This is a genomic window from Bartonella eidoli, from assembly GCF_036576145.1.
GTDB lineage: Bacteria > Pseudomonadota > Alphaproteobacteria > Rhizobiales > Rhizobiaceae > Bartonella.
Genome location: NZ_JBAFWX010000002.1, coordinates 1 through 23,898, shown reverse-complemented (window position 1 = coordinate 23,898; position 23,898 = coordinate 1). Strand labels below are relative to the sequence as shown.

Sequence of the window (23,898 nt, the reverse complement as noted above, 5' to 3'; positions counted from 1 at the left end):
AATAAATCTATATCCTATAGAATAAAATTAACTTTATCACACCACATCAAAGTTAATATTCAAAATTGCATTTTCTTATTATTTAAATTCTTTTAATTCAAAAAACCAACTGCTATTCAACAATTTATGTAGCTATTGGAGATATCATCTGTGTCCTTATTAAAAACGTATGCTCGTGTCCTTACCTATCTTAATGAAGAAAAAAATGCATCTCTCTTAATCTGCGCAGGTAACATGATGTTAGCTATTATCACCATTGCAGAACCTGTTTTGTTTGGACACGTCATTGACTCCATTGCAGAAAAATCAAAAATTGCTCTTCCCCTCATAATCTGGGTATGTTTTGGTGTTTTCAATATTATCTCTTATGTTTTGGTTGCCCGCAGTGCTGATCGCTTAGCCCATAGGCGCCGCTTAACTGTCTTAACTGAATCTTTTGAACGTATCATCGCGATGCCCTTAATATGGCACCAACAGCGAGGAACTTCTAATGCTCTCCATGTATTATTGCGCGCTGTAGATTCCATGTCAGCCATATGGCTTGATTTTATGCGTCAGCATCTCTCAACCCTTGCTGCTTTATTCGTCCTTATACCCACAGCATTTAACATGAATTGGCGACTTTCAACAGTCTTAGTTGTTCTCGCTATTATTTATATATTGACTGCACGTTTAGTGATGAAAAAAACAAAAGATGGACAAGCAGCTGTAGAACACTATCATCATAACCTCTTTAAACATGTAACTGATTCAATTTCCAATGTTTTCATTATACAAAGCTATAATCGAATAGGAGAAGAAACTTCAGCACTTCATCGGCATACAAACGACCTTCTTAAAGCACAAACACCCGTTTTAAATTGGTGGGCTGTTGCAAGCGGTTTAAACAGAATAGCTTCTACCATTTCAACAGTATGCGTCCTTCTTCTTGGAGCTTTTTTTGTAACAAAAGGTCAATTACGTGTAGGTGAAGTTGTTGCTTTTGTTGGATTTTCCCAATTAATGATTAGTCGTCTAGATCAAATTAGCAATTTTATTAATTTAGCGATATCTTCACAAGCAAAGTTACAAGAATTTTTTGAAATGGAAGATGCAACCTTTGATATTAATAAACCTGAAAATTTGCCTTCCCTTAAAAATGTTAAGGGAGCAATACAATTCCATCATGTAACTTATAAATTTCCCAATTCATCTCAAGGCGTTTTTGACATTTCTTTTGAAATTGAAGCAGGACAAACCGTCGCTATTGTAGGACCAACAGGCGCAGGTAAGACAACATTAATTAATTTATTACAACGAGTGTATAATCCTACATTTGGACATATTTCCATTGACGGAATAAATATACATTCTATTAACCGCGAATCTTTACGTAAATCTTTAGCAACAGTATTCCAAGACACAGGTCTTTTTAACCGTACTATTCGTGATAATATCTCAATAGGAAGGGCTACCGCAACAAATGAAGAGCTATATGAAGCTACAAAAATAGCCGCTGCCCATAATTTTATTCTAGAAAAAACTGATCGTTATGATACCTTAGTTGGCGAGCGAGGCTCCCAATTATCTGGTGGAGAAAAACAACGATTAGCAATTGCACGCGCAATTTTAAAAGATGCACCCATTCTTATTTTAGATGAAGCAACAAGTGCTCTTGATGTTGAAACAGAACAAAAGATTAAAGATGCCATTGAAAATATAAGTAAAAACAGAACCACATTAATTATAGCGCATCGGCTTTCAACAATTTGTCACGCTGATCTCGTATTATTTTTAGATCATGGATATCTCATTGAAAAAGGAAGCTTTCAGGAGTTAATCGATAAAGGTGGCCGTTTTTATAAATTATTAAAAACTGGTGGCTTAACCATTGATCATCCAGTTATAAAAACTTAATATAAACTTCATACCCCATTGCAAAAAAACACTGTATCATAAAATTAATACTTTGCTTACAGATAAGAAAACTTTACTAAATTCCATATAGTCACCCCTTACTCTGAAAGAAATCTAAAAGTAAAACGGCATAATAACATAAAAAATTACCCTTTAAGAAAAGCCTTTAATGCAGCAATAGCCTCATCCGCTTTACCTCCTTTAGGACCACCAGCCTGAGCCATATCAGGACGACCACCTCCACCCTGACCCCCAAGAACATCAGCAATGATGCGAACTAAATCAACAGCATTCAAGCTATTTATTAAATCATCAGTAATGCCAACAACAGCACTTCCTTTCCCACCTTCGGAAATACTAATAAATACAACTACTCCAGATCCAATTTTCTTTTTGCCAGAATCTACCAACGCTTTGAGATCTCGTGGTAAAATATTTCTAACAACACGCCCCATAAAAGAAATACCATTTATAATAGTAATATCTTCCCGATCACTCTTTATGCTATTACTACCTAACGCAATCTCTTTATGCACATCACTTAACTCTTTTTCAAGTTTACGACGCTCATCAAGAAGAATCCGAACACGTTCTTCCACATTAAAAGAAGAAACTTTTAAAAGATCAGAAATTTCACGAATTCGCTCCTCTTGAAGGCTAAGATAAAGGCGTGCAGCTGTCCCTGTTAAGGCTTCAATACGACGAACTCCAGCCGCTACAGAACTTTCAGAAATAATATGGATTAAACCGATATCTCCTGTCCTCTCTACATGTGTTCCACCACACAGTTCCATTGACCAGACGCTTTTTAATCCTTCCTGCTCATCACGCTGCTCTCCCATAGAAACAACACGGACTTCATCACCATATTTTTCACCAAATAATGCTATCGCTCCTTTAGAAATCGCATCATCTACTGTCATAAGATGTGTTGTCACTTCGCTATTTTGCAAAACAATGTCATTGGCTAAATCCTCTATCCTTTTCAATTCTTCTAAAGAAACCGATTTAGGATAAGAAAAATCAAAACGTAACCGATCTGGCGATACAAGAGATCCCTTCTGCGTAACCTGAGTTCCTAATATTTGACGCAAAGCTTTATGTAATAAATGGGTAGCAGAGTGATTTGCACGGATTTTTTTACGACGAACAACATCAACTGTTAATTCCACACAATCAGATATATTAGCTTGACCAGATTTAACCTCCCCAATATGAATAAAAATACCATCAGCCTTTTTCTGAGTATCATGTACTTCAAAAAGAAAGCCTTTATCATCAGAAATGATACCACTATCACCAATTTGCCCACCAGATTCACCATAGAAAGGCGTTTGATTCACAACAAGAATGACTTTTTGCCCTGAAGAGACACTGTTAACGATTTTCCCATCATGGACAAGAGCTGTGAGAATACCTGTGGCTTTATCCGTTTTATAACCCAAAAACTCTGTAGCTCCCACTTGATCAAAAACAGAAAACCAAATTGTTTCTGTTGCAGTATCACCGGAGCCAGACCAATTTGCTCGTGCTTCTCTTTTTTGATATTCCATAGCTTTATCAAAAGCATTGACATCAACAGATATTCCACGATGCCGAAGAACATCTTGCGTCAAATCAAGTGGAAAACCATATGTATCATAAAGTTTAAAAGCTACTTTACCGTCAAAATGATCACCTTCTTTAAGATTAAGACTCTCTTCATTCAATAAACCAAGCCCTCGTTCAAGAGTTTTTCGAAAACGCACCTCTTCTAACTTTAAAATTTCTGAAATCAAGGATTCAGCACGCACCAATTCAGGATAAGCTTGTCCCATTTGGCAAATTAAAGCAGGAATAAGACGCCACATCAATGGTTCTTTAACACCAAGAAGATGAGCATGGCGCATAGCACGACGCATAATACGGCGTAAAACATATCCCCTACCTTCATTGGAAGGTAAAACACCATCAGCAATCAAAAATGCAGATGAGCGAAGATGATCAACAATTACACGATGGCTCGCAACAAAATCATCAGTTGCCTTAACTCCCGTTATATCTTCAGACGCACCAATTAATGCACGAAAAAGATCAATATCATAATTATTATGGACCCCTTGCAAAACAGCAGCGATACGCTCTAATCCCATACCAGTATCAATAGAAGGGTGAGGTAAAGCAATACGTTCTTCCCTACTCACCTGCTCATACTGCATGAAAACAAGATTCCAAATTTCCACAAAGCGATCACCATCTTCATCAGCACTTCCTGGTGGTCCCCCCTGTATTTTGTCACCATGATCATAAAAAATTTCCGAACAAGGGCCACAAGGGCCTATATCACCCATCGCCCAAAAATTATTGGCAGTTTCAATACGAATAATTTTTTCATTTGGAAGACCTGAAATTTTACGCCACAATTGAGCAGCCTCATCATCGCTATGATAAACTGTCACCAATAATTTATCCTCTGAAAGGCAAAATTCCTTTGTTAAAAGATTCCACGCCAAAAAAATTGCTTCTTCTTTAAAATAATCACCAAAAGAAAAATTACCTAGCATTTCAAAAAAAGTATGATGGCGCGCTGTATAACCGACATTATCAAGATCATTATGCTTTCCGCCTGCACGAACACATTTTTGTGCAGCCGCCACTCGCTTATGAGAAGGCTGTTCAAGTCCAGTAAAAATATTTTTAAACTGCACCATTCCTGCATTTGTAAACATCAGTGTAGGATCATTACGTGGAATAAGCGGACTGGAAGGAAAAACTTGATGATCATTCAAATGAAAATAATCCAAAAAAGCTGACCGGATACTAGTAACGCTATTCATATATTGATGCCTCCAGAATACAGCACAAAAATCTACCTTTAATTAAATACCCTTTTTGCTTTTTGCAAAGCTAATCTAACTAAAAATAGAAACTAAATGGTTGAAAAATAAGTGATCTTATATTTTAAAAGTAATAAATAAAAACAAGGAAAATCTTAAACAAAAAGCTACATCAAAACAAAGGTTTTATCAAATTTCTTCATCATTTTCTATATTCTCTGACCCTGTATTTTCTAACAATTCAATTGCAATTAAACCAGCATTTTGCCGCAAAGCAGTTTCGATTTCTGTAGCTATTTCTGTATGTTCGCGCAAAAATTGTTTTACATTTTCACGCCCTTGTCCTAAACGTTGAGAATTATATGAAAACCATGAACCAGATTTTTCTACAATGCCAACCTTGACCCCTAAATCGATTAGTTCCCCTACCTTAGAAATACCTTCACCATAAATGATATCAAATTCAACCTGCTTAAATGGGGGCGCCAATTTATTTTTTACCACTTTAACACGCGTCTGATTTCCAACAACCATATCCCGATCTTTAATAGCCCCAATACGACGAATGTCTAAACGAACAGAAGCATAAAATTTCAGAGCATTCCCACCTGTTGTTGTTTCAGGAGAACCAAACATCACTCCAATTTTCATACGAATTTGATTAATAAAGATAACCATGCAATTAGAACGAAAAATCGATGCTGTTAACTTGCGCAAGGCTTTGCTCATTAATCGAGCTTGCAATCCAGGTAAAGCATCCCCCATTTCCCCATCGATTTCAGCGCGCGGTGTCAAAGCTGCAACGGAATCAACAACGAGAACATCGACTGCACCAGAACGAACAAGTGTTTCAGTAATTTCTAAAGCCTGTTCACCAGTATCTGGCTGAGAAACGAATAAATTTTCTAAATCAACACCAAGTTTACGTGCATAAATAGGATCAAGAGCATGTTCTGCATCTACAAAAGCACAAACCCCACCACTTTTTTGCGCTTCAGCAATAGCATGGAGAGCTAGCGTTGTTTTACCAGAGCTTTCTGGTCCATAGATTTCGACAATACGTCCCTTAGGCAATCCCCCAACACCCAAAGCAATATCCAAAGATAACGAGCCTGTTGGAACTGTTTCAATTTCAACAACCTGCTCTTTTTGCCCAAGACGCATAATTGAGCCTTTACCAAAAGAACGTTCAATTTGTGATAGAGCAGCATCTAGAGCTTTTTTTTTGTCCACAATTATAATCCTTATCGAGTCAAATAATCCAATGTTAATGTATACTGTTCTGTTAACTTAACTAAAGCCCTGAGTGCAGATTTTCACAAACTATTTCTATCATTATACATTACGTAAACAAGCTATTATCTGCATAAATAAACAAAAGCTATTTTCTTTTCTCAACACAAAATATACTTCAACAAAACAACTTCATACACAAAACAGAAGTACTATACATCTATAGCTTTCCTCTCCAAAAGAGACAATTTAAATTTAAACATAATACCTCACATACCATCCTTTTGTTATTTCTTTTTCAACAGTTAAGAAATAAATTATCTCAACTAATAACCTAATTTTTGATCATAAAAAAATGAAATATTAATCAGACTTTATAACATTCTTTCAACTAAAACCGTTTAATATAGCTATCAAATATAACATCGCTGCATAAACGCTGTTTAGCATAAAAAAATTTTTCACTTTTAAAACAAGCTATTGATAATGTTATCCGAATTGTTAGTAAAATTATAACCCATATAACTGAAATAAAATCAGTTCGAGAATAATAAAAAATTTTGTATTAATAAGAAGTTTGTTTTTTTACTTTTTTCGTTTCTCTCGTAATTTTTTCCACCATTCAAGACGCTTAATAATTTCACGCTCAAAACCACGTTCTTGTGGTTGATAATAAATTTGATGTCCAAGCTTTTCAGGAAAATATTCCTGTCCTGAAAAAGCATCTGGCTCATTATGGTCATAGAGATAATCACGCCCATACCCCTCTTCCTTCATAAATTTTGTAGGCGCATTAAGAATGTGCTTTGGAGGAGGTAAAGAGCCATTTTCACGAGCACAGCGCATAGCCGCCTTATAAGCGAGATATGTTGCATTTGATTTTGGAGCAGTCGCAACATAAAGGCACGCCTGCGCTAAAGCCAATTCTCCTTCAGGTGACCCTAAATAATCATAAGCATCCTTTGCAGCATTGCAAATAATGAGAGCTTGAGGATCTGCCAAACCAATATCTTCAACAGCTATACGAACCAACCTTCGTCCAATATATAAGGGACTTTCACCCGCATCAAGCATACGAGTCAAATAATAAAGAGCAGCGTCAGGATCAGATCCACGAATTGATTTATGTAATGCTGAAATGAGATTATAATGACCATCCTGTCCTTTATCATAAATCGGAGCACGACGTTGAGTAAATTGTTGCAAAGCTACAGCATCAAAAATCTCTCCTGGTCGTGCAGAAAACCAAATCTCTTCTGCCAATGTTAATACCGCCCGTGCATCACCATCAGACATCCTTAACAAAATATCTCTAGCGTTACTATCTAAGGGAAGAAGCTTTTCTTCTAATTTCTCAGCACGTTTCAAAAGTGCATCTAGGCTTTCATGATCATGAGGGAAAAACGTTAAAACACGTGCGCGAGATAAAAGAGAAGCATTAAGCTCAAATGAAGGATTTTCAGTCGTTGCACCTATAAGAATTACAGTACCATTTTCCAGAACAGGAAGAAAACTATCCTGTTGAGCACGATTAAATCGATGAATTTCATCAACAAATAGAATCGTTTTACATCCAGATGCAAAACGAGTCTGAGCTACTTCAAAAATTTTTTTAAGCTCAGAAACACCAGTAAAAATAGCTGAAACTTGCTCAAAAGAAAAATTTGTTTCAAGTGCTAATAAACGTGCAACCGTTGTCTTTCCTGTACCTGGAGGCCCCCAAAAAATCATAGAACCAAACGATCCAGCTGTCACCATACGTGACAGTAAGCCGTTCTCTCCAACAAGATGACTTTGTCCAATAACATCACTAAGAAAGCGAGGACGCATTCTTTCCGCAAGTGGCCGATTTTTATCAACGTTAATATCCAAAAGGGAAGAAACAAAACCTTTATTCAAAAAAAACCTCAGCGAATAAATTGGCGAATATACATGCCATCACGTTCATATTCTAATTGCCAAACACGAGGACGATTTTGCATGAGAACCTTTTTTAGCTGACTAACTGTTCTAATTTCATATCCATTAATAATACGCAAAATATCTCCAGAACGAAAAATATCTGCAGCATTGCTCTTCTCATCTAAAGAAGCAATCACAACACCCCTTGTAGTTGCAGGAAGATGAAAACGCCAACTATTTTGCGCTGTTAAGTCCAACACTTCAATACCAAAAAGTGGACCTTCATTAGTAATTTTTTCAGACTTCAAAAATGCAGTTTCTGGTATTGATATAATAGCTATTTCTGTCTTGAATATTTTTCCACTCCGCAAATATTCTAAAACGAGCTTTTTTCCAACACCAGTTGTCATTAAACGATATCCAAGACTATCTGGATTATCAACTTTTATCCCTTCCACACTTAAAATTACATCCCCTATTTTTAAGCCAGCTTTTTCAGCAGGACTATCCTTTGTAACCTCGACCACAAGAGCGCCATAAGGATGCTCTAAATTCAAACTACCTGCAATATCAGGTGTAACATTTTGGAAAGATGCCCCAATATAAGGAGGAATAAAATACTTTCCCCCACGATTAACAGTATCAAGAATCACTTTCACAAGATTGGCTGGAATGGCAAAACCAATTCCTACAGAACCACCCGAACGCGAATAAATAGCAGTATTAATCCCGATTAATTGTCCCTTCATATCAATTAAAGCCCCACCAGAGTTCCCAGGATTAATGGCAGCATCTGTTTGAATAAAAAAGTCCAAATTAGAAATACCGACCCGCGTACGCGCTTGCGCAGAAACAATACCACTTGTCACTGTTTGACCAACACCAAAAGGATTACCAATTGCAAGAACAAGATCACCAACTTCAACTGCATCAGAATTCCCAAAAGGCAGAACAGGAAATTTAGCATTTTTTGCATCAATTTTCAGCACTGCAATATCCGTTGCTTCATCTTTCAGCACCACTTTACTCTCAAATTCTCGTCCATCAGAAAGAGCAACTTTAATTTCATTTGCATCTTTAATGACGTGATAATTTGTAACAATCAGTCCATGGGCATCAACAATCACTCCAGAACCTAATGATGATTGTTTACGTAAAAGCGTATTGCCGCGATGACCACCAAAAAACTGCTCAAAAAATGGATCCCCTTCAAAAATTGAACGTACTTTAACCTGCCGGTCTGCATAAATATTAACAACAGATGGCGTAGTTTTTTTAACTAAAGGAGCAAATGAAAGAGTAACTTCTGATTGTGTTTGCGGAATTTTAGCATATACACAATGAAACGATACCTGGACCATAACCGTTATCAAAAGCCATACGAAAAGAAAATGCCTCATTACTCGTCCTCATAAAATTGATGCAACCTTTATAAGATAAACTCTTTTATTCCATATACACTAAAAACTCTTTACTAATTTTATATTATAATAAAAACCACCCATTTAATAAAATAAATATAAAATTAAACAACTCTTAGTTGTATATCCTCTTTTTAAATTTACTATTTAGGTAAATTTTATACCAAAAAAAACCGCCTTAGAAAGGCGGCTTTTACAATCCACAAAAATAAAACAAATTTATGAAGACGATTCCTTTTTCTTCTCAGCATTTTCTAAACGCACTCGATCCCCTGCACCCTTGGCATCAACATCACGATCTACAAATTCTACAACAGCCATAGGAGCATTATCACCAGAACGAAAGCCAGCTTTCATAATGCGTAAATATCCACCATTGCGTAAGGCATAACGTGGCGCAAGTACATCAAACAATTTAGCAACCTTTGCAGTATCATGGATAACTGCAATTGCCTGTCGACGTGCATGCAAACTTCCGCGTTTACCAAGTGTAACTAACTTTTCAACGATAGGACGAATTTCTTTTGCCTTCGGAAGCGTTGTTACAACTTGCTCATGCTCGATTAATGAAATCGCCATATTTGCAAACATCGCTTTACGGTGACTAGAAGTCCGGTTCAACTTACGACCTGACTTATTATGGCGCATAAGCCCTCTCCTTAAATTTTAATTTCAATATTGATCTTCATAACGTTTAGCAAGATCATCAATGTTTTCAGGTGGCCATGCAGGAATTTCCATACCGAGATGGAGCCCCATACATGCCAAAACTTCCTTAATTTCATTCAATGACTTCCGCCCAAAATTTGGTGTTTTAAGCATTACAGCTTCTGTTTTTTGTATAAGATCACCAATATAAACAATATTATCATTTTTCAAACAATTTGCTGAACGAACTGAAAGCTCCAACTCATCCACCTTTTTGAGCAATGCAGGATTAAAAGCAAGTTCAGAAGCGGATTCCTCAATAACTTCTTTCTGTGGTTCTTCAAAATTGACAAATAAGGACAATTGATCTTGAAGAATACGTGCGGCAAAAGCAACAGCATCCTCCCCATTAACAGCGCCATTCGTTTCAATTGTTAATATTAATTTATCATAATCTAAAACTTGACCTTCACGTGTATTCTCTACTTTATAAGACACCTTTCGAATAGGCGAATAAAGACTATCAACTGGAATAAGGCCTATAGGTGCATCATCAGAACAATTACGATCAGAAGGAACATACCCCTTTCCTGTATTGATAATGAACTCCATACGAATCTCAGCATCTTCATCAAGAGTACAAATAACATGCTCTGGATTCAGAATTTCCATATCTCCAACAATACTTATATCACCCGCCTTAACGACACCAGGCCCTTCTTTAAAAACTACAACACGCTTAGGCCCCTCTTCCTCCATCCGAATAGCTATTTCTTTTATATTCAAAATGATGTCCGTAACATCTTCCCGAACACCTGGAATCGATGAAAACTCATGTAACACACCATCGATTTGCACAGCAGTGACCGCAGCCCCACGAAGTGACGACAATAATACACGACGGAGTGCATTGCCCAATGTTAAACCGAACCCACGTTCAAGAGGCTCTGCAATTACACTCAAAACATTTGGATTATCATGCGTACAGAACTCAACCTTATTGGGCTTTATAAGTTCTTGCCAGTTTTTCTGGATCATATTTTTATTCCCGTTCTTTTAGCTCCGCTACCATCCAATCGTAACGGCCAATGTGAACATCAGAGAAGACTCTGACAACGAAAAACAATACCCAATTAAACACGCCGCCTTTTTCGTGGACGACATCCATTATGAGGAATAGGGGTTACATCACGAATAGAAACAATTGTAAAACCAACAGACTGCAATGCACGCAAAGCTGATTCACGACCTGCACCAGGACCACAAACCTCAACCTCCAATGAACGTACACCATGCTCCTGCGCCTTTCTAGCACAATCTTCTGCAGCAACCTGGGCTGCAAAAGGTGTAGACTTACGCGAACCCTTAAAACCTTGGGCACCTGCAGACGACCAAGCTATCGCATTCCCTTGCGCATCAGTTATGGTAATCATCGTATTATTAAATGTTGAATTAATATGCACGACACCTGACGAAATATTTTTGCGTTCGCGACGACGAATACGCGTGGCTTCTTTGGCCATAACCTTCCTTTCAATGATCAACTCACCGCCATAACACCAGCAGTTCCACCATTTTTGCTGTCATTTTAAAACCACAACAAAACACAATACTTTTAAAATAAAATACCTTTTTTTTAAAAAAGACATTGTCATTTTTTCTTACCAGCAATTGCCTTAGCTGGACCTTTGCGCGTACGCGCATTTGTATGTGTACGCTGTCCCCGAACAGGCAAAGAACGACGATGCCGCAACCCACGGTAACAACCAAGATCCATTAAACGTTTAACATTCATAGCAACTTCGCGACGAAGATCCCCTTCAACCTGATAGCTCTGATCTATTGCTTCACGAATTTGCAATACTTCTGCATCTGAAAGCTCATGCACACGACGCTCTGCAGGAATACCAACCTTCTTAGTAATCTCTTGAGCAAATTTTTGTCCAATCCCGTGAATGTAACGAAGCGCAATAACAACACGCTTATTTGTCGGGATATTGACGCCAGCAATACGAGCCACGCCTATTCTCCTTGATTTTATCTACAACCAATCATAAAGATATTCTTTATATCACAAAATATCACAAAAAATAACGACCCCATACCTATACGTCCCGAGGCCAGCTATTTTACCAAAATAAACTAAAGGAGCTTTTGATAGATCTTACCGTAAAAGTCAACTCCTTTAATTTACTTTTATAAAAAATTATTGTCTAAAAGACTCTCCCTAATCATGCAAGAAACTTCAACAACATCAACCATTCCATTAATAACTTTTAATAGCCCCTTTTCCAAATAAAATTTTGATAACGGAGCCGTTTTTTCACGATATTCCACCAATCGCTTTGCAAAAGAAATAGGATTGTCATCTGAACGAACCTGACCACCAGCAACCATTGTCTCTTCAATACGTCTATTCATTCGATCAATCAAGACATTTTCATCAATAAACAATTCAATTACAGCATTAAGTCGCAAATTCTTTGACTGTAAAACCTGTTGTAAAACCTTTGCCTGTTCTACAGTACGCGGATACCCATCTAATACAAAACCGTTACTACAATCGCTCTCATTAATACGATCTGACACAATCTGATTAACAATATCATCATGAACCAAAGCCCCAGAATCCATAATAGCCTTAACTTTTATACCAAACTCTGTTTTTTTTGTCACAACCTCACGTAACATATCGCCTGTCGATAAATGAGCAATACCATACTCTTCCGTTAAAATCTTAGCCTGAGTACCTTTTCCAACCCCAGGAGGACCTAAAAGAACAAGCCTCATCGATTCCTTTTGCCTCCACGAAGTTTTGACTTTTTAATCAAACCTTCATATTGGTGTGCAACAAGATGCCCTTGAATCTGAGCGACTGTATCAAGCGTAACAGTAACAACAATTAACAAAGACGTCCCTCCTAAATAAAAAGGAACCTTTAAGGCAGATATCATAAATTCAGGCAATAAACAAACCAAAATGATATAGACTGCTCCCACCACAGTAATACGCGTTAATACATAATCAATATACTCAGCCGTACGCTCCCCCGGACGTATTCCAGGAATAAAGCCAGAGTGCTTCTTTAATTGATCTGCAGTATCACTAGGGTTAAATACAATAGCCGTATAAAAAAAGCAAAAAAACGCCATTAAAACAGCATAGACAATCATATAAAGGGGCTGCCCATGATTGAGGGAATAAGAAATAGTCTGAACCCAAGCCGGCATTTTATCAGAAAAATTATTAACAGTTGCAGGCAACAATAATAGGGATGAAGAGAAAATCGGAGGAATAACGCCCGCAGTATTTAGCTTTAAAGGAAGATGAGACATATCACCTTGAAATATTTGATTACCAACTTGGCGCTTTGGATACTGAATGAGAATTCTCCGTTGAGAACGTTCAACAAAAACAATAACTCCTACAACAAAAATAACGATAAGAATAATCCCTATCAACAAAAAAGTTGATAAATCCGCCTGACTGTGAGCAGTTAAGAGTTGAGCAAAAGTCGAAGGGAAATTAGCCACAATCCCAGTAAAAATAATAAGAGAAACTCCGTTACCAACACCACGTGACGTAATTTGTTCGCCAAGCCACATCAAGAACATCGTCCCACCGACGAGCGTAATAACAGAAGAAATACGAAACATAAAACCTGGCTCTATAACAACTTGAATCCCTGTCCCGATACCGGTCTCAAGCGCAACTGCTATACCGAAAGCTTGCATAATCGCTAATATTACTGTGACATAACGAGTATATTGATTAATAACCTTACGACCCAAATCACCTTCTTTTTTAAGAGACTCTAAAGAAGGAACAATTGAAGTTAACAACTGCACAATAATTGACGCCGATATATAAGGCATAATTCCCAAAGCAAAAATTGCCATACGCCCAACAGCACCCCCAGCAAACATATTAAACAATCCTAATACACCAGATGCATGATGTTCAAAAGTTTGCCGCAAAGCATCAATATTGATACCGGGAAGAGAAACATAAGTACCAAAACGATAGACAAGAAGCGCGCCTAAAGTAAACCAAATACGCTTTTTCAATTCGGTTGCGCGCGAAAAAGTACCCAAATTTATATTAGAAGCAAATTGCTCTGCCGCTGATGCCATAAAACGCCTCCAGTCTACACTCCACATTTAAAAATCACAGGAGCGTAACCCCATAACCCATGTCGTTGCGCACATAGAAATAAAACCTAGATAATTCTAAATGCACCCAAAAGAGGCCCATCTACCTCTACCAGACTATCACCCATCTTAAAACAAATTTACTAAACAACCTCAGGAAAAGTAATTTTACCACCAACTTTTTCAATTTTAAGACGAGCAGCCTTAGAAACACCAGAAACGTTAAACGTAATTTTTTCTTTCAATTCACCATCAGAAAGAAGACGTACACCATCTTTTACGCGGCGAACAACACCGGCTTCCTTCAATGCAATAGCATCAACCGGCTTCTCAATATTCAACTTACCCATATCAACCGCCAATTGAACACGACCAAGAGAAACCTCATTATAATCTTTAGAAAAAAAGTTTCTAAACCCACGCTTTGGCAAACGACGATAAATAGGCATTTGCCCACCTTCAAAACCATGAAGAGAAACACCAGAACGGGACTTTTGTCCCTTAACACCACGACCACCAGTTTTCCCGGTGCCAGAACCAATACCACGGCCAATACGTTTACGATTTTTTATCGCACCCTCGCAATCACGCAACTCATTGAGTCTCATTATTTATACTCCCGCGGACCTTAATTTTCATCTACAACTCGGACAAGATGTCGAACCTTAGCAATCATACCTCGCACACAAAGCGAATCTTCCAAAACACGCTGTCGCCGCATCTTATTCAATCCAAGCCCCTTCAACGTTGCACATTGAATTTTTGGATTCCGAATTGGACTCCTAATCTGCTCTACCGTTATAGTTTTACCCTTCTGAGGCTTTTTCTGAACCATTTTACAATCCTCTTCCTAAAACCCCATAGTTCAACTTTCCACATCAATCAAATTCTGACGACGTGCCTGCAAAGAAGAATACTTGATACCACGTTGACCTGCAATATCTTTAGGGTGCATTTGACGTCTCAATGCATCAAAAGTTGCACGCACCATATTATAAGGATTTGACGACCCCAATGACTTTGCAACAACATCCTGCACACCAAGTGTTTCAAAAATAGCACGCATAGGACCACCTGCAATAATACCAGTACCCGCAGAAGCCGAACGCAACAAAACACGTCCTGCTCCATGATACCCTTCAAGATCATGATGCAACGTCCGCCCAGACCGAAGCGGAACATAAATCATTCCACGCTTAGCAGAATCAGTAGCCTTACGAACGGCTTCAGGCACTTCTCGCGCTTTACCATGACCAAAACCAACACGACCCTTCTGATCCCCAACAACAACAAGAGCAGCAAAACCAAAACGTCGACCACCCTTCACAACTTTAGCAACACGATTAATGTGAACTAGCCTATCAACAAATTCACTATCACGTTCCTCTCGTTCACCACGTTCTTTTTGTGCCATTCCTAATTCCTTTTTTCTTTTCCGGAAGCACGCTAATAAAGCTCCAACACTAAATCAAAAAATTATATAAAACATCTTAAAAACTTAAACCACCTTCACGAGCAGCTTCAGCCAACGCTTTCACTCTACCATGATAAACATATGCCCCACGATCAAATACTACTTCATTAACACCAGCTTTTTTAGCTCGTTCAGCAATTAATTTACCAACAGCAAAAGCAGCTTCTTTATCAGAGCCACTTTTTAATGCCTTTTTTAAATTAGACTCAAGAGTAGACGCAGAAACAAGCGTACACCCACGCAAATCATCTATGATTTGAGCATAAATATTTTGTTTTGAACGATAAACACTGAGCCGCGGACGAGCATTAGAAACCATTTTAATTCGACGACGAACACGCCGTGCACGACGCTGAACAATGTCCTTAGATGAAACCATAATGCAAAATCCTTACTTCTTCTTACCTTCTTTACGGAAGATACGCTCATCTGCATACTTAATACCCTTACCTTTATAAGGCTCAGGCCTACGATATTCGCGAATCTCTGCTGCAACTTGTCCTACTTGCTGCTTATCCACTCCAGAAACAATAATTTCAGTCGGCTTAGGAACTGTCACAACAACACCCGACGGCACTTTATAAATAACATCATGAGAAAAACCCAATGACAACTGAATATCAGCTCCCTGTAAAGCAGCACGATAACCAACACCGTTTATTTCAAGCTTTTTGTCAAAACCATCCTTCACACCACAAAAAATATTCTCAATCATTGAACGCGACATACCCCACTTAGAACGGGCATCCTTTGATTGATCACGTGGCACAACCGATACATAATTTTCCTCAAGCGTAACCAAAACTTCATCATTGACAACGTAGCTCAACTCACCCTTCGGACCTTTTGCTTTAACCAATTGCCCCTCAACAGTAGCAACAACTCCAGAAGGAATTGAAATGGGCTTTTTTCCAATACGAGACATTGTTTTAACCTATTTTTCTGTTTTCCCACAATCACTCAGAAAACACGACAAAGAACTTCTCCACCAACATTTCTCTCACGCGCTTCATGATCCGCCATTACCCCCTTAGGAGTCGATAAAATCGAAATACCAAGACCATTAGCAACTTGAGGAATGGATTTAGCAGAAACATACACACGGCGACCCGGCTTAGAAACGCGCGAAATTTCACGAATAACAGCCATTCCTTCAAAATATTTTAATTCAATTTCAATTTCAGACTTTCCATCACCAAAATCAACCTGATTATATCCACGAATATAACCTTCCGATTTAAGAACATCAAGAACACGCACACGAAGTTTCGAGGCAGGAGTTACAACCTTACCCTTCTTACGGTAAAGCGCATTACGAACACGCGTTAACATATCACCAAGAGGATCTGATATAGACATTAATAATCTCCCCTCACCAACTAGATTTAACAATGCCAGGTATATGACCTAAAGAGCCAAGCTCACGCAATGCAATTCGCGACATTTTTAATTTACGATAATAGGCCCTTGGACGACCAGAAACTTCACAACGATTACGCACCCGAACTTTTGCAGAATTACGTGGAAGCTCCGCCAATTTAACAGAAGCCATAAAACGCTCTTCAAGAGACACTTTCTGATTCATAATTATTTCTTTCAAACGTGCACGACGCGCAGCATAACGCTTCACCATCATTTCACGATGCTTGTTTTTTTCAACAGCACTCACTTTAGCCATAACCCTACCTCGCTACGTCCACCATTAAGAACGAAATGGAAAATTAAAAGCACGCAACAATTCTCGCCCTTCATCATCCGTCTCCGCTGTTGTACAAACAACAATATCCATCCCCCATATTTGATCAACTTTATCATAATTGATTTCTGGAAACACAATATGTTCCTTTATACCCATAGCGAAATTACCACGACCATCAAAACTCTTTGGATTTAAATTGCGAAAGTCACGAACCCGCGGAAGCGCAATCGTAATAAGACGATCCAAAAACTCAAACATACGATCCCTGCGTAGCGTAACCTTAGCCCCCAACGGCATGCCTTCACGAACCTTAAAACCTGCAATAGAATTACGCGCACGAGTTACAACAGCTTTCTGCCCTGTTATTAATGCCAGACTCTCAGCTGCAATAGATGGTTTTTTAGAATCCGAGGTCGCTTCACCAACCCCCATGTTAACTACAATTTTATCAAGCCGCGGAATCTGCATTTCGTTCTTATAATCAAACTTCTCCTGAAGAGTTCTGCGAACCACTTCAAAATAATGCAACTTCATGCGCGGCTCTTGCTTTTCCTCAGCCATTAATTAACTCTCCTGAACGCTTGGCAAAACGAACCTTGCTACCATCTGCATTTATACGAAAACCTACACGCGTAGGCTTACCATCTTTAGGATCAACAATCGCCAAATTAGATAAATGAACAGGAGCCTCCTTAGAGATAATACCAGCCTCCTGTTTTTGTGTCTGACGTTGATGACGCTTAACAATATTAACTCCATGCACAAGAGCATTACACTCCTTCGGGTTAACCTTCAACACTTCACCGCTAAACCCTTTATCCTTACCAGACAAAACAATAACTTTATCACCTTTTCGAATCTTTTGCATAACATTCAGCCCATTTATAGTACTTCAGGAGCAAGTGAAATAATTTTCATATGATTCCTACCGCGAAGTTCACGTGGCACTGGCCCAAAAATACGTGTACCAACCGGCTCTCTCTTATTATCTACTAAAACAGCCGCATTACTATCAAAACGAATTACACTGCCATCAGCACGACGAATATCATTAGCAGTACGAACAACCACTGCCTTCATAACATCACCTTTTTTAACACGTCCACGAGGAATAGCATCTTTCACCGAAACGACAATGACATCTCCAACTGAAGCATATCTTCTCTTTGACCCCCCCAACACCTTGATGCACATGACACGACGAGCACCAGAATTATCTGCAACGTCAAGGTTTGTTTGCATCTGAATCATAACCAGCCACCTTTTCTTAACATCCACATCCGATTCAGTCTTTAAAAACACACTAAAGCACTTAAATTATCTTTTCGAAATAAAAAGCCATTTAAGTTTTATCACAATCAGACTAAATTATCTACACTACATTGTCTTTAACAACAATCCAACATTTATTTTTTGAAATCGGCTTAGATTCTTGAATCAAAATCTGATCCCCGATCTTAAACTGATTGGTTTCATCATGAGCTTTATACTTCTTAGACTGCCGAACAGTTTTCTTAAGAAGCGGATGAGAATAATGACGTTCTACTTGTACAACTACAGTCTTATCGCTTTTATCACTAACAACAACACCTTGTAAAATGCGTTTAGGCATCTCTTACTTCCTTAAACCTTAGTTTTGCTCATCTTCTGACGAAGCAAAGTCTTAATACGTGCAATATCGCGACGAATCCTTTTAATATTCGAAGTTTTTTCTAATTGACCTGTCGCTTTTTGAAAGCGCAAATTGAACTGCTCTTTCTTCAACTTAGCCAACTCACTATTCATTTGATCGAGCGTCTGCGCCCGTAATTCTGTAGCCTTCATCCCTTAACCTCTTTATTCAGCAACACGCTGAACGAAACGCGTTTTAACAGGCAGCTTTGCAGCACCCAACCTTAACGCTTCACGCGCCACACCTTCAGGCACTCCATCAAGTTCAAACATAACGCGCCCCGGAGCAACACGAGCCGCCCAATAATCCACACTTCCCTTACCCTTACCCATACGAACTTCAGTTGGCTTAGATGTAACCGGAACATCTGGGAAAATACGAATCCACACACGACCAGAACGCTTCATATAACGTGTAATCGCCCGCCGCGCCGCTTCAATTTGGCGAGCAGTAACACGCTCTGGCTCAACCGCCTTTAAACCATAAGCACCAAAATTTAAATCAGTACCACCTTTAGAAGCCCCACGGATACGACCTTTAAACTGCTTACGGAACTTCGTGCGTTTCGGCTGCAACATTGCTCTCTACTCCAAACTATAATTTAACCACAAATTAAGTATTTTCGCGGCGGCGATTTGATAAAGAACCAGAATGGTCATTCTCCATAGAACGACGCTCTGAAGCTGTTGGATCATGCTCAAGAATTTCACCCTTAAAAACCCAAATCTTAACACCACAAATACCATAAGCAGTCTTAGCTTCTGCTGTCCCATAATCAACATCAGCACGCAAAGTATGAAGCGGAACACGACCTTCACGATACCACTCCATACGAGCAATCTCAGCACCACCAAGACGACCAGAACAATTAATACGAATACCTTCCGCCCCAAGGCGCATAGCCGACTGAACCGCCCGCTTCATTGCACGACGAAAAGCAACACGACGCTCAAGTTGTTGAGCAATTGATTGAGCAATAATAGTTGCATCAATCTCCGGTTTACGAATCTCCACAATATTCAATGAAGTATCAGCATTGGTCATCTCAGAAAGCTTACGACGAAGCTTTTCAATATCAGCGCCTTTTTTACCAATGATAAGCCCTGGACGCGCTGAATGAATTGTTACACGACACTTTTTATGAGGACGCTCAATAACAACCTTCGAGATAGCAGCTTGCTTCAATTCTTCAAGCACAAATAGACGAATCTTCAAATCTTCATGAAGAAGAACACCATACTCACCACTATCAGCATACCAACGTGAATCCCAAGTCCGATTGATTCCAAGACGGAGCCCTACTGGATTTATTTTCTGACCCATTACGCAGCCTCCACTTCCTCGATAACTTCACGCACAATAACAGTAAGATGCGAAAACGGACGCTCAATCCGGCTAGTTCGCCCACGTCCACGAACATGAAAACGTTTCATCACTATAGACTTACCAACATAAGCCTCTGCAACAATTAACGAATCAATATCCAACCCATGATTATTCTCTGCATTTGCAACTGCCGATTCAAGAGTTTTTTTAACCTTTTCAGCAATACGTTTACGCGAAAAAGCCAAATCAGCCAAAGCTACATTAACTTTTTTACCACGAATCATTGCAGCTACTAAATTAAGTTTTTGCGGACTAACACGAATTGTCCGTGCAACAGCCTTCGCCTCATTATCCTTAAGCTGGCGCGGAACCTTATTCTTTCCCATCCCTACTTCCTCTTCGCTTTTTTATCTGCACCATGCCCATAATAAGTGCGGGTTGGAGCAAACTCACCAAACTTATGACCAACCATTTCTTCAGAAATAGAAACAGGAATATGCTTATTTCCGTTATAAACACCAAAAGTCAAACCAACAAATTGTGGCAAAATGGTAGAGCGACGACTCCATATTTTTATAACCTCATTACGCCCACTTGCACGCACCTTCTTTGCTTTTTCAAGAAGATAGCCGTCAACAAACGGGCCTTTCCAAACTGAACGAACCACCTTAGACTACCTTTCTCATTTCTTACGTTGATGACGTGTACGCATAATAAACTTACCAGTAGCTTTATTAGAACGCGTACGCTTACCTTTCGTGGGCTTACCCCAAGGAGATACTGGATGACGACCGCCTGATGTACGACCTTCACCACCACCATGCGGATGATCCACTGGATTCATAGCAACTCCACGAACGTGCGGGCGCTTACCCCGCCAACGTGACCGACCAGCCTTACCATCACTAATATTCCCATGATCAGGATTTGAAACAGCCCCTACAGTTGCAAAACAATTGCTAGGCACCAAACGTTGCTCACCAGAATTTAAACGAAGAATGGCCATTCCATGATCTCGTCCAACTAATTGTGCGTAAGTTCCAGCTGAACGGGCAATTTGACCACCTTTCCCTGGCTTCATTTCAACATTATGGATAATCGTACCCACAGGCATACTGCTAAGCGGCATCGCATTCCCTGGCTTAACATCAATGTTTGAACCAGCAATAACAAAATCACCAACATAAAGACGCTGTGGCGCAAGAATATAATTCAACTGCCCATCTTCATAACGAATTAACGCGATAAAAGCAGTACGATTTGGATCATACTCCAAACGCTCAACTTTTGCAGGAACATCACGCTTAAGACGCTTAAAATCAACCAACCTATAACTACGTTTATGACCACCACCTTGAAAACGGGCAGTAACTCGACCACGATTATTACGCCCACCTTTCGACGATACCCCTTTAGTCAGCGTTTTTATAGGCTTCCCTTTATAAAGGCAAGAACGATCTACAATAACAAGCTGACGCTGCCCGGGGGTAGTCGGATTAAAATGCTTAAGTGCCATTATTCATATCTCCGAACCTCTTTAAAGACCTGTCGAAACGTCGATAGATTGACCATGAACCAGTGTTACGACCGCTTTCTTAACATTACTTTGCCTACCAACAACACCTTTGAAACGCTTCACCTTACCTTTACGGACCATTGTATTAACCGCTTTAACTTCAACGCTAAAGAGCGCTTCAACAGCATTTTTTATCTCGGTCTTCGTTGCATTCATAGCAACATTAAAAGCAACCTGATTATATTCAGAAATCATTGTCGACTTTTCAGTAATAACTGGGCTTAAAATTATATCATAATAACGAAGATCTGTCATTTAAAACGCTCCTCAAGAGCCACAACAGCCTCTTTTGATAAAATAAGTTTGCTGCGACGTAAAATATCATAAACATTAATCCCTTGAATAGGCAAAATATCAACATTAGGAATATTAGATGCAGCGCGAAAAAAATTAATATCAATCTCTTTACCACCAACGAACAAAGCATTACTAAAGCCAAGCTTAGAAAAACTCAAAGCAAGCGCTTTAGTTTTAAAGTCCTTAATAGCCAAATCATCAATTACAATCAAATCATTCTTCTTTAACTTTGCCGACAAAGCAAAACGCAACCCAAGCGCACGAATTTTCTTAGGCAGATCATGCACATGATTACGCACAACCGGCCCATGAGCCTTACCACCACCTCGGAATTGCGGCGCACGAGACGATGAGTGACGAGCACGACCAGTTCCTTTTTGTTTAAACATTTTTGCCCCTGTTCTCGATACATCAGACCTTCCTTGTGACTGATGCGTCCCCTGTTGACGACGAGCAAGTTGCCAACGAACAACACGCTGCAAAATATCCTCACGAGGAGTAAGACCAAAAATATTATCAGAAACTTTTAATTGCCCAGACTCACCACCATCAAGGGTTCTAACTATCAGATCCATCATTCAGCTCCCTCAGATTCAGAGGATTCTACTACCGGAGCAACCTCATCCACCCGCTCCTTTACAAAACGACGCACACCGGCAGGCCTCGGCGCATTATCAGGAAGACGCTTCTTCACAGCATCTCGAACCAAAATCCAAGCCCCTTTAGCACCAGAAACAGAACCACGCACTAAAATCAAACCACGCTCAATATCTGTAGAAATAACTTCAATATTTTGCGTCGTAACACGCACCTGTCCCATATGACCAGCCATCTTCTTACCCTTAAACACTTTACCAGGGTCTTGACACTGACCTGTTGAACCATGAGCACGATGCGTTATCGAGTTACCATGCGAAGCACGATGCCCCCCAAAGTTATGCCGTTTCATAACACCAGCAAAACCTTTACCTATACTAGTCCCTGTTACATCAACTCTCTGCCCCGGAACAAAATGCTCTGGGGTAATTTCAGTCCCGACATCAAGAAGATTATCCGGAGTAACATGAAATTCCGCAACTTTAACCTTCGGCTCAACTAAAGCTTTAGAAAAATGTCCGCGAAGAGCTTGCGAAACGTTTTTAACTTTAGCAAAGCCCACACCTAACTGAACAGCAGTATAGCCATTCTTTTCAACTGTCCGCTGAGCAATAACTTGACAGTTTTTCAAACGAAGTACTGTTACTGGCACATGCTCACCAGCGTCATTATAAACACGGGTCATGCCCAGCTTCTGTGCTATTACACCTGAACGCATCGGGTCTGTTCCTTCCGTTCTCAAACCTCAGAGCTTAATCTCAACATCCACACCGGCAGAAAGGTCGAGCTTCATGAGCGCATCAACCGTTTGCGGCGTAGGATCAACAATATCAAGAAGACGTTTATGTGTACGCATTTCAAATTGTTCACGACTCTTCTTATCAATATGCGGCCCACGATTGACCGTAAATTTCTCAATCCTCGTTGGAAGCGGAATGGGACCACGGACGTTAGCGCCGGTACGCTTAGCAGTCGACACAATTTCACGCGTCGACGCATCAAGAATTCTATGGTCAAACGCCTTTAAACGAATGCGGATATTTTGACTGTTCATGCTCTTTATTTCCTTACCACACAAGCGCCTTTAATAATTAAAGACGCCCCTCAACAACCACTGCCTATTCAATGATCTTAGAAACGATACCTGCACCAACAGTACGACCACCTTCACGAATAGCAAAACGAAGCTT

At 39.4% G+C, this 23,898-nt stretch carries 33 protein-coding genes; 1 reads left to right on the top strand and 32 read right to left on the bottom strand.

Going from position 1 to position 23,898, the window contains the following annotated elements; translation table 11 throughout:
- The first annotated feature begins 150 nt into the window (after positions 1–150).
- A complete protein-coding gene (locus V5N68_RS01705; protein WP_332065467.1) occupies positions 151–1,896 on the top strand; it encodes a glucan ABC transporter ATP-binding protein/ permease in 1,746 nt (581 codons plus the stop codon).
- A gap of 146 nt (positions 1,897–2,042) precedes the next feature.
- On the opposite strand, the gene alaS is transcribed toward V5N68_RS01705, so the two are convergent.
- From alaS to V5N68_RS01545, 32 genes are all read right to left on the bottom strand, one after another.
- On the bottom strand, positions 2,043–4,712 hold the full coding sequence (gene alaS, locus V5N68_RS01700) for an alanine--tRNA ligase (protein WP_332065466.1): 2,670 nt from the start codon (positions 4,710–4,712) through the stop codon (positions 2,043–2,045).
- A 189-nt stretch (positions 4,713–4,901) separates the two neighbouring features.
- Complete coding sequence (gene recA / locus V5N68_RS01695; RefSeq protein WP_332065465.1) at positions 4,902–5,945, bottom strand: recombinase RecA; 1,044 nt, start codon at positions 5,943–5,945, stop codon at positions 4,902–4,904.
- A 585-nt stretch (positions 5,946–6,530) separates the two neighbouring features.
- Complete coding sequence (locus V5N68_RS01690; protein ID WP_332065464.1) at positions 6,531–7,844, bottom strand: replication-associated recombination protein A; 1,314 nt, start codon at positions 7,842–7,844, stop codon at positions 6,531–6,533.
- 8 nt (positions 7,845–7,852) lie between these two features.
- Positions 7,853–9,247: a DegQ family serine endoprotease gene (locus V5N68_RS01685; RefSeq protein WP_332065463.1), complete on the bottom strand. Its 1,395-nt coding sequence runs from the start codon at positions 9,245–9,247 to the stop codon at positions 7,853–7,855.
- A 240-nt stretch (positions 9,248–9,487) separates the two neighbouring features.
- Entirely contained in the window at positions 9,488–9,916 is a 429-nt protein-coding gene (gene rplQ / locus V5N68_RS01680; protein ID WP_332065462.1) for a 50S ribosomal protein L17, read from the bottom strand.
- Positions 9,917–9,940: 24 nt separating this feature from the next.
- Positions 9,941–10,954: a DNA-directed RNA polymerase subunit alpha gene (locus tag V5N68_RS01675; RefSeq protein ID WP_332065461.1), complete on the bottom strand. Its 1,014-nt coding sequence runs from the start codon at positions 10,952–10,954 to the stop codon at positions 9,941–9,943.
- A 95-nt stretch (positions 10,955–11,049) separates the two neighbouring features.
- Positions 11,050–11,439, bottom strand: coding sequence for a 30S ribosomal protein S11 (gene rpsK, locus V5N68_RS01670; protein ID WP_332065460.1), 390 nt, complete (start codon positions 11,437–11,439; stop codon positions 11,050–11,052).
- A 128-nt stretch (positions 11,440–11,567) separates the two neighbouring features.
- Positions 11,568–11,936 carry a 30S ribosomal protein S13 gene (gene rpsM, locus V5N68_RS01665; protein ID WP_332065459.1) on the bottom strand — a complete coding sequence of 123 codons (369 nt, stop codon included), beginning with the start codon at positions 11,934–11,936 and terminating at the stop codon, positions 11,568–11,570.
- Positions 11,937–12,112: 176 nt separating this feature from the next.
- Entirely contained in the window at positions 12,113–12,706 is a 594-nt protein-coding gene (locus V5N68_RS01660; RefSeq protein WP_332065458.1) for an adenylate kinase, read from the bottom strand.
- On the bottom strand, positions 12,703–14,049 hold the full coding sequence (gene secY, locus V5N68_RS01655; protein WP_332065457.1) for a preprotein translocase subunit SecY: 1,347 nt from the start codon (positions 14,047–14,049) through the stop codon (positions 12,703–12,705). The genes V5N68_RS01660 and secY overlap by 4 nt, the downstream gene beginning before the upstream one ends.
- A gap of 161 nt (positions 14,050–14,210) precedes the next feature.
- Complete coding sequence (gene rplO, locus V5N68_RS01650) at positions 14,211–14,675, bottom strand: 50S ribosomal protein L15 (RefSeq protein WP_332065456.1); 465 nt, start codon at positions 14,673–14,675, stop codon at positions 14,211–14,213.
- Between the two features lie 20 nt (positions 14,676–14,695).
- Positions 14,696–14,902 (bottom strand): 50S ribosomal protein L30, encoded by a 207-nt coding sequence (gene rpmD / locus V5N68_RS01645; RefSeq protein ID WP_332065455.1) that lies wholly within the window; start codon positions 14,900–14,902, stop codon positions 14,696–14,698.
- Between the two features lie 30 nt (positions 14,903–14,932).
- On the bottom strand, positions 14,933–15,481 hold the full coding sequence (gene rpsE, locus V5N68_RS01640; protein WP_332065454.1) for a 30S ribosomal protein S5: 549 nt from the start codon (positions 15,479–15,481) through the stop codon (positions 14,933–14,935).
- 76 nt (positions 15,482–15,557) lie between these two features.
- Positions 15,558–15,920, bottom strand: coding sequence for a 50S ribosomal protein L18 (gene rplR, locus V5N68_RS01635; RefSeq protein ID WP_332065453.1), 363 nt, complete (start codon positions 15,918–15,920; stop codon positions 15,558–15,560).
- A gap of 12 nt (positions 15,921–15,932) precedes the next feature.
- Complete coding sequence (gene rplF, locus V5N68_RS01630; RefSeq protein ID WP_332065452.1) at positions 15,933–16,466, bottom strand: 50S ribosomal protein L6; 534 nt, start codon at positions 16,464–16,466, stop codon at positions 15,933–15,935.
- Between the two features lie 35 nt (positions 16,467–16,501).
- Positions 16,502–16,900, bottom strand: a complete 399-nt coding sequence (rpsH, locus tag V5N68_RS01625; protein WP_332065451.1) for a 30S ribosomal protein S8 — start codon at positions 16,898–16,900, stop codon at positions 16,502–16,504.
- A gap of 13 nt (positions 16,901–16,913) precedes the next feature.
- On the bottom strand, positions 16,914–17,219 hold the full coding sequence (gene rpsN, locus V5N68_RS01620) for a 30S ribosomal protein S14 (protein ID WP_332065450.1): 306 nt from the start codon (positions 17,217–17,219) through the stop codon (positions 16,914–16,916).
- Positions 17,220–17,243: 24 nt separating this feature from the next.
- A complete protein-coding gene (rplE, locus tag V5N68_RS01615; RefSeq protein ID WP_332065449.1) occupies positions 17,244–17,801 on the bottom strand; it encodes a 50S ribosomal protein L5 in 558 nt (185 codons plus the stop codon).
- Entirely contained in the window at positions 17,794–18,108 is a 315-nt protein-coding gene (gene rplX / locus V5N68_RS01610) for a 50S ribosomal protein L24 (protein ID WP_332065448.1), read from the bottom strand. The genes rplE and rplX overlap by 8 nt, the downstream gene beginning before the upstream one ends.
- Positions 18,109–18,122: 14 nt before the next feature.
- Positions 18,123–18,491 carry a 50S ribosomal protein L14 gene (rplN, locus tag V5N68_RS01605; protein ID WP_332065447.1) on the bottom strand — a complete coding sequence of 123 codons (369 nt, stop codon included), beginning with the start codon at positions 18,489–18,491 and terminating at the stop codon, positions 18,123–18,125.
- 121 nt (positions 18,492–18,612) lie between these two features.
- Positions 18,613–18,852, bottom strand: coding sequence for a 30S ribosomal protein S17 (gene rpsQ, locus V5N68_RS01600; protein WP_332065446.1), 240 nt, complete (start codon positions 18,850–18,852; stop codon positions 18,613–18,615).
- Positions 18,853–18,863: 11 nt separating this feature from the next.
- A complete protein-coding gene (gene rpmC, locus V5N68_RS01595) occupies positions 18,864–19,064 on the bottom strand; it encodes a 50S ribosomal protein L29 (protein WP_332065445.1) in 201 nt (66 codons plus the stop codon).
- A gap of 12 nt (positions 19,065–19,076) precedes the next feature.
- Positions 19,077–19,490 (bottom strand): 50S ribosomal protein L16, encoded by a 414-nt coding sequence (rplP, locus tag V5N68_RS01590; protein ID WP_332065444.1) that lies wholly within the window; start codon positions 19,488–19,490, stop codon positions 19,077–19,079.
- A gap of 34 nt (positions 19,491–19,524) precedes the next feature.
- A complete protein-coding gene (gene rpsC, locus V5N68_RS01585; protein ID WP_332065443.1) occupies positions 19,525–20,235 on the bottom strand; it encodes a 30S ribosomal protein S3 in 711 nt (236 codons plus the stop codon).
- Positions 20,235–20,624, bottom strand: a complete 390-nt coding sequence (gene rplV / locus V5N68_RS01580; protein WP_332065442.1) for a 50S ribosomal protein L22 — start codon at positions 20,622–20,624, stop codon at positions 20,235–20,237. Before rplV ends, rpsC begins: the two co-directional genes overlap by 1 nt.
- A 2-nt stretch (positions 20,625–20,626) precedes the next feature.
- Positions 20,627–20,905 (bottom strand): 30S ribosomal protein S19, encoded by a 279-nt coding sequence (rpsS, locus tag V5N68_RS01575; RefSeq protein ID WP_332065441.1) that lies wholly within the window; start codon positions 20,903–20,905, stop codon positions 20,627–20,629.
- Positions 20,906–20,920: 15 nt separating this feature from the next.
- Entirely contained in the window at positions 20,921–21,754 is an 834-nt protein-coding gene (gene rplB / locus V5N68_RS01570; RefSeq protein ID WP_332065440.1) for a 50S ribosomal protein L2, read from the bottom strand.
- A gap of 21 nt (positions 21,755–21,775) precedes the next feature.
- Positions 21,776–22,069, bottom strand: a complete 294-nt coding sequence (locus tag V5N68_RS01565; protein WP_332065439.1) for a 50S ribosomal protein L23 — start codon at positions 22,067–22,069, stop codon at positions 21,776–21,778.
- Positions 22,066–22,686, bottom strand: coding sequence for a 50S ribosomal protein L4 (rplD, locus tag V5N68_RS01560; RefSeq protein ID WP_332065631.1), 621 nt, complete (start codon positions 22,684–22,686; stop codon positions 22,066–22,068). Before rplD ends, V5N68_RS01565 begins: the two co-directional genes overlap by 4 nt.
- On the bottom strand, positions 22,686–23,426 hold the full coding sequence (gene rplC / locus V5N68_RS01555; RefSeq protein WP_332065438.1) for a 50S ribosomal protein L3: 741 nt from the start codon (positions 23,424–23,426) through the stop codon (positions 22,686–22,688). The genes rplD and rplC overlap by 1 nt, the downstream gene beginning before the upstream one ends.
- A 27-nt stretch (positions 23,427–23,453) precedes the next feature.
- A complete protein-coding gene (gene rpsJ / locus V5N68_RS01550) occupies positions 23,454–23,762 on the bottom strand; it encodes a 30S ribosomal protein S10 (RefSeq protein WP_004855744.1) in 309 nt (102 codons plus the stop codon).
- A gap of 64 nt (positions 23,763–23,826) precedes the next feature.
- A partial coding sequence (locus tag V5N68_RS01545; protein WP_503619816.1) for an EF-Tu C-terminal domain-related protein occupies positions 23,827–23,898 on the bottom strand: 72 nt, incomplete at its 5' end.

Bases quoted from the DNA above. Each gene is read 5' to 3' on its own strand.
- rplO (WP_332065456.1), bottom strand. From the start codon at position 14,675: ATGAGACTCAATGAGTTGCGTGATTGCGAGGGTGCGATAAAAAATCGT.
- V5N68_RS01685 (WP_332065463.1), bottom strand. From the start codon at position 9,247: ATGAGGCATTTTCTTTTCGTATGGCTTTTGATAACGGTTATGGTCCAG.
- rplP (WP_332065444.1), bottom strand. From the start codon at position 19,490: ATGTTGCAGCCGAAACGCACGAAGTTCCGTAAGCAGTTTAAAGGTCGT.
- rplR (WP_332065453.1), bottom strand. From the start codon at position 15,920: ATGGTTTCATCTAAGGACATTGTTCAGCGTCGTGCACGGCGTGTTCGT.
- rplF (WP_332065452.1), bottom strand. From the start codon at position 16,466: ATGTCTCGTATTGGAAAAAAGCCCATTTCAATTCCTTCTGGAGTTGTT.
- rpmC (WP_332065445.1), bottom strand. From the start codon at position 19,064: ATGAAGGCTACAGAATTACGGGCGCAGACGCTCGATCAAATGAATAGT.
- V5N68_RS01565 (WP_332065439.1), bottom strand. From the start codon at position 22,069: ATGACAGATCTTCGTTATTATGATATAATTTTAAGCCCAGTTATTACT.
- rpsJ (WP_004855744.1), bottom strand. From the start codon at position 23,762: ATGAACAGTCAAAATATCCGCATTCGTTTAAAGGCGTTTGACCATAGA.
- V5N68_RS01660 (WP_332065458.1), bottom strand. From the start codon at position 12,706: ATGAGGCTTGTTCTTTTAGGTCCTCCTGGGGTTGGAAAAGGTACTCAG.
- rpsE (WP_332065454.1), bottom strand. From the start codon at position 15,481: ATGGCACAAAAAGAACGTGGTGAACGAGAGGAACGTGATAGTGAATTT.
- rplX (WP_332065448.1), bottom strand. From the start codon at position 18,108: ATGCAAAAGATTCGAAAAGGTGATAAAGTTATTGTTTTGTCTGGTAAG.
- rplQ (WP_332065462.1), bottom strand. From the start codon at position 9,916: ATGCGCCATAATAAGTCAGGTCGTAAGTTGAACCGGACTTCTAGTCAC.
- rpsN (WP_332065450.1), bottom strand. From the start codon at position 17,219: ATGGCTAAAGTGAGTGCTGTTGAAAAAAACAAGCATCGTGAAATGATG.
- secY (WP_332065457.1), bottom strand. From the start codon at position 14,049: ATGGCATCAGCGGCAGAGCAATTTGCTTCTAATATAAATTTGGGTACT.
- alaS (WP_332065466.1), bottom strand. From the start codon at position 4,712: ATGAATAGCGTTACTAGTATCCGGTCAGCTTTTTTGGATTATTTTCAT.
- rplN (WP_332065447.1), bottom strand. From the start codon at position 18,491: ATGATTCAGATGCAAACAAACCTTGACGTTGCAGATAATTCTGGTGCT.
- rpsK (WP_332065460.1), bottom strand. From the start codon at position 11,439: ATGGCCAAAGAAGCCACGCGTATTCGTCGTCGCGAACGCAAAAATATT.
- rplC (WP_332065438.1), bottom strand. From the start codon at position 23,426: ATGCGTTCAGGTGTAATAGCACAGAAGCTGGGCATGACCCGTGTTTAT.
- rplE (WP_332065449.1), bottom strand. From the start codon at position 17,801: ATGGCTGAGGAAAAGCAAGAGCCGCGCATGAAGTTGCATTATTTTGAA.
- rplV (WP_332065442.1), bottom strand. From the start codon at position 20,624: ATGGGAAAGAATAAGGTTCCGCGCCAGCTTAAGGATAATGAGGCGAAG.
- rpsC (WP_332065443.1), bottom strand. From the start codon at position 20,235: ATGGGTCAGAAAATAAATCCAGTAGGGCTCCGTCTTGGAATCAATCGG.
- V5N68_RS01675 (WP_332065461.1), bottom strand. From the start codon at position 10,954: ATGATCCAGAAAAACTGGCAAGAACTTATAAAGCCCAATAAGGTTGAG.
- rplD (WP_332065631.1), bottom strand. From the start codon at position 22,686: ATGGATCTGATAGTTAGAACCCTTGATGGTGGTGAGTCTGGGCAATTA.
- rpsH (WP_332065451.1), bottom strand. From the start codon at position 16,900: ATGTCTATATCAGATCCTCTTGGTGATATGTTAACGCGTGTTCGTAAT.
- rpmD (WP_332065455.1), bottom strand. From the start codon at position 14,902: ATGGTTCAGAAAAAGCCTCAGAAGGGTAAAACTATAACGGTAGAGCAG.
- rplB (WP_332065440.1), bottom strand. From the start codon at position 21,754: ATGGCACTTAAGCATTTTAATCCGACTACCCCCGGGCAGCGTCAGCTT.
- rpsQ (WP_332065446.1), bottom strand. From the start codon at position 18,852: ATGCCTAAACGCATTTTACAAGGTGTTGTTGTTAGTGATAAAAGCGAT.